Raw genomic sequence first — 16,720 nt, 5'->3', positions numbered from 1 at the left:
GGCGCATGTTGACAAATACGCAACATACGCCTTGATTCATCCGATCAATTGGAACAGACGAGTTCCTTTTCAATGACCAATGAAGGTGTAATTGTCACGTGAATCAACCCATTCATGCAGTTTGGTTTCATTCTTCCAATGTTGCACATGACATTTCCTCCTTTTGGCTCTTGAATCTTTTTTTATCTTATAGCGGCTGTCACCATTTTGTCAATAAATATTTTTCAATAAATGAAATTTTCTAACAAAAATCAATCTCCCTGATGTGTATCTTTTTCTATTAACGGGTATACCATGAGTGTAAAGACTCCTTTTGAAAGGAATGAGGACATTGTTTCAAGCTGATCGGATGGTCGTTGCGTTTGATGGACATGAAGACAGTAAGAAAGCATTAAAAAAGGCAATCGCTTTAGCTAAAACCTTGCATGCCAAGCTGACCGTTACCTATGCACATGATGGCAAAACAGACAGACAGGTGTTTGATGTGCCGCGCCCAATGACTGGCGGAGCTTATATCGGCGGCGGTACGGCAGATCTCCAAACACCCCCTGTATATGTACCTCATGATGAACAGCAAAGTCCCTTGATTTTTGAAGACCATACAGAAGAGGTCATTGCGGAAGCAAGAATGCTTTTAAATGAGGAACAGTTTGAAGCTGCCATTGAAATTGTAGAAGGAGAACCAGCGGAAGCGATTATCGAATATGCGGAGGAAATATCAGCAGACCTCATCGTCATGGGAGCACGTGACCAAAGCAGATTGAAAAAAATGCTATTTGGCAGTGTGAGTGAAAAGTTATCAGCAAAATCAGATATACCTGTGCTTATTGTGAAATAAATGCATCACAAAAGGCTGTAAACATTGGTTTACAGCCTTTTCAGACCGTAGACAAACCCCTCCTTTACTTAAAGTAAAAGTGGGGTTTTCACATTTTTTGATAAAAACATCATGTGTTTTACGCTGGACATGGTCCTTTCCATGTCCAGTTTGCTAGCTTTTTAAGGTTCATGGCAGCGAAAGTAAGCATCGCTTGCATTGAAACTTTTTTTAGTCCACGAAGTTTCGTCCAACGCATACCATGCTTTTCTTTGGCATCCGCAAAAACGCGTTCAATTGTTTCTTTCCGTTTTGCATAGATGCTCTTATTTATTTCAGTGAGTCTTAGGTTGTCTGCTTCATCTAGGTAATCCTGCCAAATATGCCGATGAATTTGTTTGGTATGATTTTGACTTTGTGTACAGTTATCTAAAAACGAGCAGGACTTACATACTTCTGAGTCGGATGCATATTGCTTATAGCCTTCTCTAGTCGTTGTACGATAGGAGAGAATTTGCCCGTTGGGGCAAATGTAACAATCAAAATATGCATCATACACGTATTCATTCTTTTTCAAATAACCAGCTCTTGTTTTTGGACGAGTGTAAGGCATGACTGGTCTTATCTCTTGATCCATTAAAAACTTAGCGATGTAAGGTGTTTTATATCCAGCATCTACTGCGACTACATTTGGTTTTCCGATTTTCTCTGTCACCTTTGATACGAGTGAATCTAACATACGACTATCATGAACATTGCCACCTGTGACCAGTGATCCTAGAATAAATCCTTTTGAATCACAAGCTGTATGAAATGAATAAGCAAATGACTTTTCACGTTCATCCTTTACATAGTAGCCACTCTCTGGGTCAGTTGTACTGACCTTGATTTCTTTTATTTCTTCTTTATTCTGAAGGGGTAAAGGCTTTTTTCCATGTTCTTCACGATCAATATTAATTTCCTCATGAAGCTGATTTTGATAACTTCTCGTCTCAACTCGAACGATTTTCTTTTCAAGTTTTTTCTTATTGGCATTCGCTTTGACATGTGTTGAATCAATGAAGGCGACAGAAGGGTCAACGAGGCCTTTTTTCATCGCTTCTCTTAAGATTCGATAAAAAATTTGTTCGAATAAATCTGTATCGTGAAAACGTCTCACGTAGTTTTTACCGAAGGTAGAAAAGTGCGGAATTTTCTCCGAAAATCCATACCCAATAAACCAACGATAAGCCACATTGGTTTCAATTTCTTTAATCGTTTGACGCATGGAGCGAATGCCAAATAGATATTGGATCAAAACCATTTTAATGAGAACAACGGGATCCACACTTGGTCTGCCATTGTCGGAACTATAATGATCTTTGACAAGATCATAAACGAAGTCAAAATCGATTGCTTGATCTATTTTCCGTACAAGATGATCTTCAGGCACTAATTCATCTAATGCCACTACTTCTAATTGATTTCTTCTTTCTTCTTCACGTTTCGATAACATGTTCATCCCCCACAGAAATGTTAATACCCTTATTATACAAAAAAGCTTGTAGACTTTGTCTACAAGCTGAGGCTGTAAACATTGGTTTACAGCCTTTTTTATTTATGAAGAGATCGATGTTTCACTTTCATGTTTTATTTTTTGCTGGAAGCCTTCCTGTACGCGCTTTGTCAGCTTGCCTGGAACGCCTTCCCCTACTGGCTCGCCATCTATTTCAACAATCGGAATGACTTCAGCTGTCGTCGAGCTGATGAAGATTTCCTGAGCGCGCAGCAGTTCTTCTTTGCTGATACGAGTTTCTTCAACAGTACATCCTTCTTCCTCACATACCTCCAGCAGCTTTCTACGAGTAATGCCGTTTAAAATGAGATTGTTTGCAGGGTGAGTACGAATCACGCCATCAATCACGGCATATACATTCGAGGCGGTTCCCTCGGTCACAAAACCGTCTCTCACAAGGATTGCTTCAAACGCACCAGCTTCAGATGCTTTCTGCTTTTCCATGATGTTATATAAAAGGTTTAAGCTTTTGATATCACACCTTAACCAGCGAAGATCCTCAGATAAAATGGCCTTTGCCCCAGCTTTCTGCTCTTGAACAGGCTTTTTCACCTGGAACGTATATGCCGTGATTTGAGGAGTAAGAGAATTACTATATTGATGTTTACGAGGGGCGACACCCCGCGTGACTTGAATGTACACACCGCCATCTGTTAATTGATTGTAAGCGACGAGCTGTTGTAACTTTTCTTCCATATCTGATACTGTACCTTGCAGATGAATGCCAATTTCCTTTGCACTCTTAAACAGACGCTCTGTATGTTCCTTTACCGTAAACAAAGTACCATTGTATACACGGATGACCTCATAGACTCCGTCACCAAATTGATAGCCTCTGTCCTCAATATCAACATGTGCATCCTTTTTTTCAATGAAATCTCCATTGTACAATATTTTCATATGGAATCTCCCCTTCGCTTTGCATTAATGGTTGAATCTGATGCTATCTTAGCGGATAAATGGGTTCGTTTCAATGATTATTCAGAATTATTTCACATCATATGAAATGGATAACCTTTCATTGTAACAAATATAGATTGATAACCAAAAAGATTCCAATTTTTTAGCATCTTCTATATTCATAGGCTCTTTTTTCCTGTATACTTACTCCATATAAACACGACAAAAAACAGCGAAAAAAGACAGAATCCACTACATGATTCGACACAAATTTTTGATTTATTGGAGCGATTGTAATGCAACGGAAAAAACAGACACCTTCAAACACGATGCTGCTCTCAAAGGCGATTGGTTTTGTCATCCTGACACTGATCCTCTTTTTTATTTGGGATATGTCCAAAACCAATATGCAGGCAGCAGATCAGCCGGCTAAATTGTCTGCGAGCAGTCAATTTAGGGACACAAGCACTAGTATGAAAGCAAAAGATGACTCTAGGAAAACATTAGATGCACATTTTAAGATCAATTCAAATAAACATGTAACGGATCAAACGATCTTTTTAACCTTTGATGATGGTCCATCAGCGACTTCAAATCAGCTGTTAGATGTGCTAAAAGCGCATCAAGTGAAAGCCACATTCTTTATGCTCGGACCGCAGATTAAAGAACACCCGGCAGCTGTGAAAAGACTCCATCAAGAAGGTCATCAATTAGGGCTTCATGGTATTACCCATGATGTGAAACGCTTTTATCAAAAAAGTGATTCTCCTGTTAATGAGATGAAGGAAGATCAGCACATTTTAGCTTCTGTCACAGGTGAGTATACCCATCTTGTAAGAACACCTTATGGCAGCACACCAAATTTAACCGATCAGCAAAAAGCACGTTTAAAACAAAAAGGCTTTCTCTACTGGGACTGGACCATTGACAGTCTTGACTGGAAATATAAAAGCTCAAAATATGTACCAGAGGTATTAAATCAGCTGCAAGTGCTGGAAACAAAATATCCAAAAGAGCCAAAAATCGTCTTAATGCATGATCAGCCGGCGACGGCAAAATACTTAAGCAGCTTAATTACGCAGCTAAAGGCAAAGGGCTATACATTTGAAGTCCTTGATGAAACAATGAAGCCGCTGCAGCAATAAAGAAAAACCCGCATTTAGGATAGACTAACCTAGTCAAATGGGACATAAAAAAACACCCTTCAAGTGATACACTTAAACTAAGTGCTAATTTGGAGGGTATTTTTTATGAAAAAAAACAAATATTCAGCTGAAATAAAATGGGCGGTTGTGAAAGATAAATTAAGCGGGCAGTTTACCAATCAACAAATTATGGATAAATATCATATAAAGAATGTATCTCAGATTAAAACATGGATGAAGTGGTATCGAGGAAATCAGTTACATCGATTCGATCAGCCAATTGGAAAACAATATAGCTTCGGGCATGGACCTGACAATGTATCCAAAGAGGAAAAAGTGAATAGGCAGGTTGAACACCTTAAGATGGAGAATGAAATTCTAAAAAAGTATTTGGAGATCGTAGAGGAGTTGAAAAGGGAGTAACCTTGTATTTGATCGAGAGATTACGGAAGAAATATACAGTAAAGTCTGTCTTAAGTATTTTGCAGGTCGCCAGATCGACCTATTATCGTTGGGTATCCGAAGGAATACGTAAAAAATCACAAGTGGAGAAGGCTGTTATTTCCTTATGTACCGAAACGTCGTTCCGGTACGGCCATCGTAAGATCCGAAAGCTACTTCAGCGTCAATATGATATCAAACGAAACCGAAATACTATACAGCGCATCATGCAAAAATACCATCTTCAATGTCGTGTGAAGCGTAAAAGGAAATGGAAATCAAAAGGGGAATCTGTCATCATTGCCCCAAATATATTAAATCGAAACTTCACCGCAATACACCCGAATTTAAAATGGGTAACAGATATTACTTATATTCAGTATGGACCAAGAACGCTCTACCTTTCGACCATTATGGATTTGTACAACAACGAAGTTGTTGCCTACACCCTAGATGATCACCAACAGACATCACTCATATTGGACACATTGAGAGCAGCTTTAGAGAAAAGGAATTCGCCTAAAGGTGTACTTGTGCATTCAGATCAAGGAAGTGTATACAGTTCGTATGCATATCAAAAGGAGCTGGGGGTAAGGAACCTCACAAGCAGTATGTCTAGACGAGGTAACTGTTGGGATAACGCAGTGATTGAATCATTCCATTCCAGCTTAAAATCAGAGGAATTTATGTTTACAAAGTTCAACTCTATATCAGAAAAAGATGTCAGGCAACGAATCGACCGTTACATCAAGTATTATAATGAAGAGCGTATCCAAAAAAAATTAGGCTACCACGCACCAAAAACATTTGGTAGCATGGCAACCTAATAAGGGTGTTTTATTTGTGTCTCAATCTGCTATGTCAGTCTAGGATGCGGGTTTTTTAAGGTTTTATAAAGCTTTCACGAGATCGCCAATTCGCTCATGAAAGACAAGATCAAAAAGCGGATCGAATTCTGTTTCACTCAAATTCATCATCACCATGAAGATGGAAGGATCATGAGCTGCATCTTCTGGAATATACCTTGCTGGCGCTACCTCCAGGGAAGTCCCCATGACGAGGAGCATGTCCGTTTTCTGAAGTGATGCCTCCACTTGGTCTAAATGTTTGACCATATCGCCAAATAGGACAACATCTGTTTTTAGCACACGTCCACACGTGCTGCCGTCTGAAGAAATTCTTTGACAGACCGGCACCTCTTCTTTTAATAAATATGGCAGATCATATACCGTCTGGCACGATGGACAAGCAGCCGTTTGAATGGAGCCATGGAGTTCATATACATGCTGGCTTCCTGCCTTTTTATGAAGACCGTCAATATTTTGGGTGAAAATATCCACATGCTTTCCTTGCTGCTCAAGGCTGGCTAAAAAGATGTGCCCGCTATTTGGTTCGTATTCTCCACTCATTTTCATTTGAAACAATTCCTTAAATTTCGGCCAGAATTGATGAGGGTTTGATAAAAAGTAAGACCGGCTCATTGCCTCCATGCGGGAAGTATCTTCTGTCCACAGACCACCCGTTGATCTAAAATCAGGAATACCCGATTCTGTGCTCATACCTGCACCTGAGAGTACTGTGATATGTGAAGCCTGCGATAATTTCTCTCTTAACACATCCACCTTTGTCTGTTCCACGCACCATTCCTCCTTTATTCACCCAGCTGCTTCTCACCTTTTTGTTTCATATAAATGGCCTGTCCAGGGAAAGCAAATTCTACGCCTTCCTCGTGGAAAATATCTATGATGCGATAGTTAATATCCTGCTTAATATCAAGGTTTTCAGACCAAGCTGTCGTCTTTGTATAAAAGTTGAAAAACAAGTTCAAATAGCTGTCTGCCAGTACATCGAGATTCACCATAATCGTCTCCTTATGCACACCATCATGCTCGTGAAGCATCTGTTTGAGACGCTTAATACACTGATCAATATTTTCCTTTGGTGTATTGTAGGAAACGCGAACAGAGAACGTAATCTGACGTTTATTCATTCTTGTCCAGTTTGTGATTGGCTCCTTAGAAAGCGTAGAATTCGGAACGGTCACAACGGCTTCAGCAGGTGTTCGAAACCTTGTACTTCGAAATGTAATGTCCTCCACAGTCCCAAGAACACTTGGGGTCTCCACAAAGTCGCCCATCGAAAAAGGCTTCTCTGTAATGATAACAATCCCTCCAAAAAAGTTAGCCACTGTATCCTGAGCAGCAAGCGCAAAGGCTAGACCACCTAGACCAAGACCTGCTACAAGTCCATTTACATCATAATTAAATTCTTGTGCAATGACACTAATACTCAGTGCAATAATAATGAAACGAAGTACCTTTGATAAAAATGGTGCTAAAATATCATCCATATCTAATTCAAATTTTGAATTGACCTTTTGAAACAAGAAAGAAGATGCAGCGGTTAAATTACAAAGCCCCCACGTCAGCATCAATATAATAGAAGATCTATACAATTTAATGATGACATCCATATGATGCTCAAAGTATGGCGCCTGTCTTAACGCAAAATATAAACCAAGTGCCACGAAAAACAGCCTGGCTGGTTTTTCAAAAGCCACAACAATTTGGTTAATGACCTCTGTTTTAGTCCGATTCGTCAGCCTAAACAGAAGCTGAAATAAATACTTCGTAAATACTTTCCGAAGCAATAAAAAAAGCAATAAAATACAAAGGCTAATACCAATTTGGATCGCAATATCTACTGTAAAATATGTATCCATCCATTTTTGTGTAAACATGTCTGTCTCTCTCCTTTAATACAATCCTCTCTAGTTTATAATATAACCTTCGTTCATGTCCTCTCTTAAATGTCTGACCTCTACATAAAAAGCCTCGGGACTGACCCCGAGGCATGATGTTCAAATATAAAATTTTGGCTAGAGACATATCGACGGGCAGCAAACTACTTTTTCTTCTGAGCCTGATCAAGGAGAGTCGCTTTAAACATTTCAGCATCCGTTTCGGCCTTAATACGTTCTTCCACTCTAATTCTCCCTTTACCCAATCATCTCGCCTCCTTTTCATCATTATAAAACATCAGAATTTTCAGTCAACATGACGAAAGCACTAATATTTTGACGAACGCTGACGATTTGGACAAAATTGATCGAAGAAAAATGATGTAGTTCAGATTTACTCAATAAGAGCTTGGGATATTCCTGCAACTTTTCACCTCACCACATGCCATGTTCCAATACATACAGCTCTCCCTCGTTCCATATAGTAAAGAAGGAAAAACAGCAAAAATTTGATATGATAAGATGAGAACTTATGTCAGGAGCTGGAGCATGTGTATATTATCGCGCATAGAGGGTCTTCAAGCGCTGCCCCAGAAAATACAATCGCCGCATTTGATTTAGCTGTTCAGCAGGGTGCGGATTATATTGAGTTAGACGTCCAGCTGACAATGGATCAGCATGTAGCCGTCATCCATGACGATACTGTTGATCGAACAAGTAACGGAAGCGGCTTAGTGAAAAGTTATACACTTGATCGACTGAAGAAACTGGATGCAGGAAGCTGGTTTGATTCTCAGTACGCCAACGAACGAATTCCCACATTACAAAAAATTCTAGAAAGATACAGTCAGCATGTCGGGATACTGATTGAGATCAAGCATCCAAAACAGCAGATTGGGATTGAAAAGGCAGTTGTCGACATCATCAACCGGTTTGCCTATTCCCGTCATATCATGGTTCAATCTTTTGATGCCGATGCACTTCAAAGAGTCAAAGCTTACGCCCCTTCTCTTCGAACAGCTTTTATTATAAAACCCTCTGCCTTTAAACTGACGAAAAGGAAATTAGCGGAGTACAGCTCCTTTGCGGATTGCCTTAATATGAAGAAAACGATGATCAACAGATGGTGGATTGAGCGCATCCACTCATTTGGAATGGATGTCTTTATATGGACAGTGAAAGATCAAAAAACAGCCGACAGGATGAAAACATACCTCATTGATGGAGTGGTGACGGATCACCCGCCATTTTTTCTAAAGGAGAAATGATGTAAATGAAAGCATATCTTGCCGTATTTATCGGTGGATTGGTTGGTACCCTTTGCAGATATGTACTTAGCCAATCCGTTGTCAGCCAGATATTCCCCTATGCAACACTGATTGAAAACATGACAGGCAGTCTGCTTCTTGGCTTTTCAACAGGGTATTTTATGTTTCGGCAAGGAAAAAAATATCTTGCTGCTTTGATCGGAACAGGATTTTGCGGTGGTTTTACGACAATGTCCACTTTTTCTAAAGAAACAGTTCTGTTATTACAGGGTGGACTGTTCACATCAAGTATCATGTACATTGTACTCTCAGTGATTGCTGGAGTGGGCGCTGCCTTATGTGGATTGATCACCGCTCAGCGTCTCTTTCAACAAAATGAGCAGCCGAAAGGAAGCAGATAAATGATTGTATTTTATACAGCTGTTGCCGGCGGGATGGGCAGTGCCCTTCGTTTTTTCCTCAGTCAATCGATTCAGAAAACAAAGTTTCATACTCGTTTTCCGTATAGTATTATTCTCATCAACTTACTCGGCACTGCCGGTTTAGGTTTACTGACAGGTGCAGTGACTGCCAGTGATCCGCTGCTTATGATCATTGGCACTGGGTTTTTCGGTGGTTTTACAACATTCTCTACATTTAGTGTAGAGGCTGCGACCATGCTGCATGAGCGGCAAATTGGACTTCTTGCTGTCTACTTATTGGTCACAATCATCGGATCTTTATGTCTCTTTGCTGCGTTTTATCAAATAGGCCAGCATCTTTAAATATTGGTAATAGCGGCTAAGCTGATGAGCAGCTGATCCATGAGCCGGCGCTTCATCAAAAAGAGTGTTTTTTCACTATAGCCGATTTCCATTGCACACTTTGCCATCCGCCAATCTCGAAAATATTTGTAATCGATGAGCTGCTTTTCTATTTCGTCCAACTCTTTTAATGCCGTTTCAATACAAGCAACGATGAGTTCATACTGACTTTTTTGCTCTTCTAACTTTTTCCGTGTCATGTGGTCGAGATGATGCGGGCTTCTTTTTTCAAGCTGCCTTTCGATATTTAAGATTGCTGCTTGATAATTTTTGAAATTCTTTAAATGAAACTCAATTCGTTTCATTGAGGTTTTTTTCTCCGTGATACTTGCTGTTTCATACCAGAGCATGTCCATCCCCCTCTATCGAACGTTTGTTCTTATTATATATCGAACGTACATTCGCATAAAAGAGACTAAATACCTAAAAAACCTTGAGCTTATTTTTCGCTCAAGGTCATTTCGTTTACTAGCAGCGGCTCCTTTATATCAAGCCCAGTGCGTGTACTCCCTTTTTCTGACGAGGTGACGCCTTTTTTCAAATCGATCTTTTTAACGTAGCGTCCATCCATTTCCAGCACTTTCATTCGAATATCATCAAGATAGACGGATTGTCCTTCTCTGATATCAATATTCTCTTTTAAGATGAGTCCGCCGATTGTATCAATTTCCTCATCATGATAAGAGATCTCGATCAAATCTTGAACTTCATCTAATCTCACTTTACCATCTAAAACATAATGATGATCGGCTCTTTTTTGAATAACTGGCTGTTCATCTTCATCGAATTCATCTCGAATATCTCCGACAATCTCTTCTAAAATATCTTCCGTTGTGACAAGTCCAGACGTTCCGCCATATTCGTCAGTTAAGATCGCCATATGCATTCTATCACGCTGCATTTTGACGAGAAGCTCTTGAATAGGAATCGTGTCGATGACCTCAATCACTGGATATATATAATCTTGAATTTTCAGTTGATCTTTTTCTCCTTGATACACAAGATCTGCAAAGAGCTGCTTCTTGTTCAGCATACCGATGACATGGTCTTTATCTCCTGAAAACACAGGGAAACGTGTATACTTTTCCTGCGTCATAATGGCGAGGATATCATCTAACGGCATATCTTCTGGAATCGCACAAATTTCTCTCCGCGGTACCATGATCTCTCTGGCAATTCGATTATCGAAATCGAAAATCTTGTTCATATAATTATATTCTGATGGGTTGATTTCCCCATTTTTTAAGCTCTCGGATAATAAAATCTTCAATTCCTCTTCAGAATGGGAATGTTCTTTTTCAGACCCCATATCGATGCCCATCATTTTAGTAAGCACACGGGCAGACCCGTTTAACACATAAATGAAAGGGAACATAAGGATATAAAATGCATGCAGAGGGCCTGACAGCCATAGCGTCATTTTTTCCGCCTTTTGAATGGCAAGCGTTTTTGGTGCAAGCTCACCTACAACTACATGCAAAAAGGTAATAATAGAGAACGCAAGTGTTGCTGAGATCAGGCTGATTGCTGAATCAGGAATGTTTGTCAAACCAAAACCTCGAACCAAAAGTTCTTTCACAGCCGGCTTACCAATCCACCCTAAACCAAGGGATGTCACTGTAATACCGAGCTGACAGGCTGACAAATATTCATCTAGCCTTGATGTCACCTTTTTCGCCATGATGGCCTTTTTAGAGCCTTCGGCAACAAGCTGATTAATTCTTGAACTTCTCACCTTTACTATGGCAAATTCAGATGCAACAAAGAAAGCTGTTAAAGCAATCAAAACACCGACTATACTCAGATTAACAATATCGTCCATTTAACCTTGCTCTTTCTTAGAAGAACAAGGAGTCACCTCCTGATTGATGATGTTATGTTTTGCAAAACGGTTAACTGATTAAATAAGACTACATTGAGGGCCCCACTTAACCACCTCCGGTTCACGTAAAATTCCGCCTCTCTACATATATATGAAACGGTATTCATTTTATCTTACCATAAATAATCTGAAAATTCCTGTATCATCATGCTGTTTTTGATATGACTGATGAAATTGAGGGGAATCCTCCTCTGTTTCTTCTTATTGGCAGGAAATATGAACAATTAACTTGTGTTTCAGACTAGAATTATATTAAACTATTTTCATAAACTATAACGTGACGGTTAGGAGGAGATGTTCAGATGGGGCTGAGAAAAAGTATCGTATTGGTGAACTAGCACAGATTGCACAGGTGACGAAACGAACTGTAGATTATTATACAAATCTAGGTTTGCTTGCGCCTGTTAGATCTTGCTCAAATTATCGTTATTACGATGAATATGCTTTAAAACGATTACAATTAATCGTTCTTTGCAAACAGCAGAGATTGGCTCTTTCTGACATCAAATCCAGATTAGATGAACAATTCCCTTCTCAAAAGGAAGACCATGATGAACTTGTCCATTTAACCTCTGATATCGATCGGATGAATGAGCATATGGACCGCATTTTGGCACGTTGTAAGCAGCTTCAGCCAGAACAACGTGAAAAACTAAAAGAGCAGCTTACTCCTGAAAAAATGACGGCTGTCCAATCATTTTTACTGCTGTTAAGTTAAAATTTTTACTAAACAGGAGGTGTTACCTTCGTTCTCAAAGTCAGAACGAAGGCCTTAATTGGACATAGTTAATTTACTCATAGTTGCTTTACTTATAGCTTTAACCGCGTTTTTCGTTGCATCAGAGTTTGCGATCATTCGTTTAAGAAGCTCAAGAATTGATCAGTTAATCGCAGAAGGTAATAAAACAGCAGTTGCTGTCAAGCATGTAACGACTCACCTTGATGAGTATCTATCAGCCTGTCAGCTTGGTATTACCATTACCGCCCTTGGTATTGGTTGGTTAGGGGAAGAAACAATTGCGCATATGCTTGCGCCGCTCTTTGCAGAGCTGTCCATTCCTCAATCAGCTAGTTCTATTGTCACTTTTATTATCGCGTTTAGTATCATGACGTTTTTACACGTTGTTGTTGGAGAACTTGCACCGAAAACACTCGCCATTCAAAAGGCTGAGCAAGTATCCCTTCTTTTTGCTAGACCACTGATGATCTTTTATAAAGTGATGTTCCCGTTCATTTGGGTATTAAATGGATCTGCTCGTTTGTTAACGAAAGCGTTCGGTCTTCAGCAAGTATCTGAGCATGACATGGCGCACTCTGAGGAAGAATTGCGGATTATTTTATCAGAGAGCTATAAGAGCGGCGAGATTAACCAGTCTGAATTCAAATACGTAAATAAAATTTTCGAATTTGATGACCGTCTGGCGAAAGAAATTATGATTCCTCGTACCGAAGTTGTCAGCTTCCCGTATGATATTACCATTGAGGAAATGCTGAAGGTGACAAAGGTAGAGAAATATACACGTTATCCAATTGAAGATGGCGACAAAGACAACATTATCGGTGTTCTCAACATTAAAGAGGTTCTCACTGCCTGCATTAGCGGTGAGTGTTCTACAAACGATACGATCGAAAAGTTTGTAAATCCGATTATTCATGTGATTGAAACGGTTCCTGTTCATGATTTACTGCTCAAAATGCAGCGTGAACGTGTACACATGGCCATTTTATCAGATGAATATGGCGGTACAGCAGGTCTTGTGACCGTTGAAGACATCCTTGAAGAAATCGTTGGTGAAATTCGTGATGAGTTCGACATTGATGAAATCAACGAAGTTCGTAAACTTGGAGAAGACCATTACATCTTTGATGGCAAGGTTCTTGTTGATCAAGTCAACCTGCTATTAGGTACACAGCTTGATAATGAAGAGGTCGACACAATCGGCGGCTGGTTCCTTACTCAGAAATATGAAGTAGAGAAAAATGACGCCATTCGCGAACAAGGCTATGAATTTATTATTAATGAAGTCGACGGACACCATGTCGCATACATCGAAGTAAAAAAGTTAAATGAACAGTTATTAGAAGCAGCTGAAGAAGGTGCTTCGTAACAAAAAACGCCCACTTGCTTAAGCAAGTGGGCGTTTCACATTGTGGACAAAGGGCTAAAATGATTTTTATTTTAGCCCTTTGTCTTCTTTTTCAGCGTGATAGAAAACCTTTGAAGTCTAGGAAGGACGAGTACCGGAGCGGAGCGAATTGAGCATTCGTGAGCACCGGCACACAGGACTGACACCGAATGCGAGGGTTTGTCTACACGCTGAAACGACCCTTGCCTAAGCAAGCGGTCGTTTTTCTTATGCCTTTTCCATTAATTGAGCTTCTAGCTCTTTGATTCTTGTGTTTAATACTTCCGTCATGGCACCTAATCTTTCTTTTGACGGCAGATGGTCAAATTCAGACAGCTCAATCGGTTCACCGATGATTAAGCGCATTTTCCCTTTTTTGAAAAGACTTTTCGCATTTGAAGGTCCTTTGTATGCGGCTGGAACAATTGGTGCTTTACCGAGCTGCGCAATGGTAACCGCCCCTCTTTTTAAAGGAACATCCTCTGTTGTACGTGTTCCGCTTGGAAAAATCCCAACGATTTTTCCCTCTTTTAATAATTTAATGGGCGTTTTAATACTGCTTGGCCCAGGATTCTCTCGATCAACTGGAAAGGCATGAATCTTTTTCAAAAATCCACCAATCCATTTATTTGCAAACAATTCTTTTTTCGCCATGTAGTGGATCTCAAACGGAAGAATTCCTGCGCCTAATGCAAGTACATCCACAAAACCCTCATGTGTACAAGCAATGACAAAACCCCGATCAGTTGGCAGATTCTCTTTTTGATATACTTTGATTCCACCTCGGAGACCAAATAATAGTTTGACGGTATAGCCTGAAAATTTATACATAGTGCACTTCCTTTGTTTGAAGAATGAAGGATTTGTCTCTATTATAACAAATTTTTTATTACCTGGTACTAAAAATTTATACGCAGCCCAATCCTCCCTATTTATTTTCGTTTAAAATGAACGTTCTGACTGTATTCAAGCACAAGGTTTTAGGGGAGAATAGGAATTGTGTCTAATTTTGTCGTTTTTCGATGTTTTTTCCTGATTTGTTCTATTGAAAATACTTTATAAATGATGCAAATTTCGCTATGATAAGGAGAAATGATTTGATTCGGCGAAAGAAATGAGTAATGTACGGTAATGAGAAGTTTCGTGCAACTTTATGCCTTTCTTATGCGTGTATAACATAGAGGGGAGAAAAATCAGTGACGATCGATGAAATTTATCAAATGTATATGAACGATGTTTACAGGTTTCTGCTCTCCATGACAAAAGACAAACATTTGGCAGAAGACTTATTGCAGGAAACCTTTATGCGTGCGTATATACATATTCATTCCTACGACCATAGCAAAGTGAAACCTTGGTTATTTCAGGTGGCACGAAATGCTTTTATTGATTATGTCAGGAAACATAAAAAAGAAGTGACCATATCGGATGACCTCATTGGCGGTCTTTTACAAACGTCTGTCCAAAGCCCTGCTGAACAGGTTGAAATAAAGGAAGTCCTCACCATGTATTTAGAGCAGCTTCCAGATAACTACAAGGAAGCGTTGACATTGTATTATTTAAAAGAGCTAAATTACAAGGAAGCTTCCAAGGTCATGAATATTACTGAAGCAAATTTTAAAAGTGTTTTATTTCGTGCAAGGCAGCGCCTAAAAGCACTTTACAACAGAGGTGTTAATGATGAATGAAGAGTTTAACAAGCGATGGGAACAATATAATAATGGTGAGATGAATGAGGAAGAAATGATAGCGTTTGAAGAAGAACTTGAAGAAAACGAAAAACGCTTAAGCCAGGAACTGAACGACTCGGATTGGACAGATTTTTCCATCAGTCCTGAGAAGCAAAAAGCCATTTTACAATACGGAAAAAGAAAGTCATATTTACGTATTTCCGTACTTGCTGTCATATCGACACTCATTATTTTACCGCTTTGTACATTAGGAAGTTATCTATACTACGGCGTTGGCGGAGCCGAGAGCAAAGGCAATCACTTCATGGAAACAGCCGCTGTCACCGTCGCTTTGACCAAACCAAACGTGGCCATTGATATGAAGGATTTAAAAGGTCAGGTCAAACTTTTTGGGATGAACACCGAATTGAAGCTGCAAAAGCAAATTGGAAATAAAACAGAAGCCATTGGCAGTGAACAAATCGAGATGTTTTTCGATAAATTAAAGCAGCCTACCATCTCTTATTATGGTGACAGCGCACGCGAAACGGAGGGTTTCTTTACCCATCCTTCGGCGCAGGCAGATGCCTCAAAAAAACAAACACTCACTACGTTAGACAAGCTTCCTGAAGGAACAGTAAGTGAAGTGTATGTATCCTATGACAGAGCTTACACACCAAAGGATATTTATTCCTTTGCTAAAAAATACGATATGAAAGTGCTGTGGAATGCGATTAAAACAGAGGATTCATTAAGTGGAAATCAGCGGCCAATCGGCTTTCCTGGGAAGGACTCTGAATTTTTAAAAGAGCTTCAGCATACATCAAAAACTGAGGTAGATCAATTCAAAGATGCCCTTGCTTATGTTAATCAGCACCCGACATGGGCAACAACGATCTCTGGCAGACCTGATCTTGATCTGTCTAATCGTATACGCTATATCGATCAAAATGGCGTCACAGTTTATGGCTCTGTGGTCACTGGACCTTCTAAAGAAATTGAGAAATTTGTAAAGACAAAACGCATTAAAACGGCAAAAGTGAGCGAGGTGGAATTATGGAATTGGTAAGAATTTTTAAAGAGCATAATGTATTTGGCTGGATTTCTGTCGGCACAGCGATATTATCCCTGCTCATGCTAAACCTCGCCATTATCAGCAACGTGACATTTTATTCTTTTCAAATGCTTCCTTTTGCAATGGCCGCAGTTCCATTTGGCATTATTGAACTGTTCATTAAAAAAGGCCGTACGGGTCCAGGTTTCCTCGGTGTCGTACTGAATATCTTTGTCATTGTTTGTGTCTATGCCATCGTATCAATCGATGTCGATCTTCAATTAGGTTTTTAATCAGCACTCAAAAGCAAAGCCCGCGT

Annotated in this window: 19 protein-coding genes; 11 read left to right on the top strand and 8 right to left on the bottom strand. The window is 39.7% G+C overall.

The genetic code is table 11. The annotated features are described in order from the left end of the window. Positions 1-331: 331 nt before the first annotated feature. Positions 332-838 (top strand): universal stress protein, encoded by a 507-nt coding sequence (locus M1D81_RS04885; protein ID WP_456265466.1) that lies wholly within the window; start codon positions 332-334, stop codon positions 836-838. 118 nt (positions 839-956) lie between these two features. Here M1D81_RS04885 and M1D81_RS04880 read toward each other — a convergent pair whose 3' ends face one another. Together M1D81_RS04880 and dat are read right to left on the bottom strand one after the other, a co-directional pair. After that, on the bottom strand, positions 957-2,312 hold the full coding sequence (locus M1D81_RS04880; RefSeq protein ID WP_456265467.1) for an IS1182 family transposase: 1,356 nt from the start codon (positions 2,310-2,312) through the stop codon (positions 957-959). 102 nt (positions 2,313-2,414) lie between these two features. Then, the gene (dat, locus tag M1D81_RS04875) at positions 2,415-3,272 is read right to left on the bottom strand and encodes a D-amino-acid transaminase (RefSeq protein ID WP_456265468.1); all 858 of its coding nucleotides are present in this window, start codon (positions 3,270-3,272) and stop codon (positions 2,415-2,417) included. Between the two features lie 296 nt (positions 3,273-3,568). Between dat and M1D81_RS04870 the strand changes: the two genes are divergently transcribed. Together M1D81_RS04870 and M1D81_RS04865 are read left to right on the top strand one after the other, a co-directional pair. Beyond that, positions 3,569-4,417: a polysaccharide deacetylase family protein gene (locus tag M1D81_RS04870; protein ID WP_456265469.1), complete on the top strand. Its 849-nt coding sequence runs from the start codon at positions 3,569-3,571 to the stop codon at positions 4,415-4,417. 105 nt (positions 4,418-4,522) lie between these two features. After that, a protein-coding gene (locus M1D81_RS04865; RefSeq protein WP_456265149.1) for an IS3 family transposase occupies positions 4,523-5,685 on the top strand; the annotation gives its coding sequence in 2 pieces (ribosomal slippage) (positions 4,523-4,799 and positions 4,799-5,685; 1,164 coding nt in all). Positions 5,686-5,748: 63 nt separating this feature from the next. Here M1D81_RS04865 and M1D81_RS04860 read toward each other — a convergent pair. The 3 genes from M1D81_RS04860 to M1D81_RS04850 all read right to left on the bottom strand — a co-directional run bounded on the left by M1D81_RS04860 (position 5,749) and on the right by M1D81_RS04850 (position 7,864). Continuing rightward, a complete protein-coding gene (locus M1D81_RS04860) occupies positions 5,749-6,480 on the bottom strand; it encodes an NAD-dependent protein deacylase (RefSeq protein ID WP_456267159.1) in 732 nt (243 codons plus the stop codon). 29 nt (positions 6,481-6,509) lie between these two features. Continuing rightward, the gene (locus M1D81_RS04855; RefSeq protein ID WP_456265470.1) at positions 6,510-7,598 is read right to left on the bottom strand and encodes a mechanosensitive ion channel family protein; all 1,089 of its coding nucleotides are present in this window, start codon (positions 7,596-7,598) and stop codon (positions 6,510-6,512) included. 164 nt (positions 7,599-7,762) lie between these two features. Next, positions 7,763-7,864: a YhdX family protein gene (locus M1D81_RS04850; protein ID WP_017360338.1), complete on the bottom strand. Its 102-nt coding sequence runs from the start codon at positions 7,862-7,864 to the stop codon at positions 7,763-7,765. Positions 7,865-8,149: 285 nt separating this feature from the next. On the opposite strand from M1D81_RS04850, the gene M1D81_RS04845 reads away from it, so the two are divergent. Genes M1D81_RS04845 through crcB form a run of 3 tightly spaced genes read left to right on the top strand, consistent with a single transcriptional unit; the run spans position 8,150 to position 9,630 of the window. Then, positions 8,150-8,866, top strand: coding sequence for a glycerophosphodiester phosphodiesterase (locus M1D81_RS04845; protein ID WP_456265471.1), 717 nt, complete (start codon positions 8,150-8,152; stop codon positions 8,864-8,866). 5 nt (positions 8,867-8,871) lie between these two features. Further along, positions 8,872-9,267, top strand: a complete 396-nt coding sequence (locus M1D81_RS04840; RefSeq protein ID WP_456265472.1) for a fluoride efflux transporter FluC — start codon at positions 8,872-8,874, stop codon at positions 9,265-9,267. Further along, the gene (crcB, locus tag M1D81_RS04835; RefSeq protein WP_456265473.1) at positions 9,268-9,630 is read left to right on the top strand and encodes a fluoride efflux transporter CrcB; all 363 of its coding nucleotides are present in this window, start codon (positions 9,268-9,270) and stop codon (positions 9,628-9,630) included. On the opposite strand, the gene M1D81_RS04830 is transcribed toward crcB, so the two are convergent. Both M1D81_RS04830 and M1D81_RS04825 read right to left on the bottom strand, forming a co-directional pair. Next, positions 9,627-10,019, bottom strand: coding sequence for a transcriptional regulator (locus M1D81_RS04830; protein ID WP_456265474.1), 393 nt, complete (start codon positions 10,017-10,019; stop codon positions 9,627-9,629). The genes crcB and M1D81_RS04830 overlap by 4 nt on opposite strands. Positions 10,020-10,108: 89 nt before the next feature. After that, positions 10,109-11,491, bottom strand: a complete 1,383-nt coding sequence (locus M1D81_RS04825) for a hemolysin family protein (protein WP_456265475.1) — start codon at positions 11,489-11,491, stop codon at positions 10,109-10,111. Between the two features lie 337 nt (positions 11,492-11,828). On the opposite strand from M1D81_RS04825, the gene M1D81_RS04820 reads away from it, so the two are divergent. Next, a complete protein-coding gene (locus M1D81_RS04820) occupies positions 11,829-12,269 on the top strand; it encodes a MerR family transcriptional regulator (RefSeq protein WP_034667702.1) in 441 nt (146 codons plus the stop codon). 58 nt (positions 12,270-12,327) lie between these two features. After that, positions 12,328-13,659, top strand: coding sequence for a hemolysin family protein (locus M1D81_RS04815; protein ID WP_456265476.1), 1,332 nt, complete (start codon positions 12,328-12,330; stop codon positions 13,657-13,659). A gap of 246 nt (positions 13,660-13,905) precedes the next feature. Here M1D81_RS04815 and M1D81_RS04810 read toward each other — a convergent pair whose 3' ends face one another. Beyond that, positions 13,906-14,508, bottom strand: coding sequence for a lysophospholipid acyltransferase family protein (locus M1D81_RS04810; protein ID WP_087975658.1), 603 nt, complete (start codon positions 14,506-14,508; stop codon positions 13,906-13,908). Positions 14,509-14,873: 365 nt separating this feature from the next. On the opposite strand from M1D81_RS04810, the gene M1D81_RS04805 reads away from it, so the two are divergent. From M1D81_RS04805 to M1D81_RS04795, 3 genes are read left to right on the top strand one after another with little or no spacing between them, the layout of a single operon-like run. Continuing rightward, positions 14,874-15,365, top strand: coding sequence for a sigma-70 family RNA polymerase sigma factor (locus tag M1D81_RS04805; protein ID WP_024425287.1), 492 nt, complete (start codon positions 14,874-14,876; stop codon positions 15,363-15,365). Next, positions 15,358-16,416 carry an anti-sigma factor gene (locus M1D81_RS04800; protein WP_024426591.1) on the top strand — a complete coding sequence of 353 codons (1,059 nt, stop codon included), beginning with the start codon at positions 15,358-15,360 and terminating at the stop codon, positions 16,414-16,416. Before M1D81_RS04805 ends, M1D81_RS04800 begins: the two co-directional genes overlap by 8 nt. After that, positions 16,404-16,694: a hypothetical protein gene (locus tag M1D81_RS04795; RefSeq protein WP_024425288.1), complete on the top strand. Its 291-nt coding sequence runs from the start codon at positions 16,404-16,406 to the stop codon at positions 16,692-16,694. Before M1D81_RS04800 ends, M1D81_RS04795 begins: the two co-directional genes overlap by 13 nt. Positions 16,695-16,720 lie beyond the last annotated feature (26 nt).

Source organism: Bacillus sp. JZ105, assembly GCF_053903125.1.
This window is presented reverse-complemented; position numbering and strand designations above follow the sequence as displayed.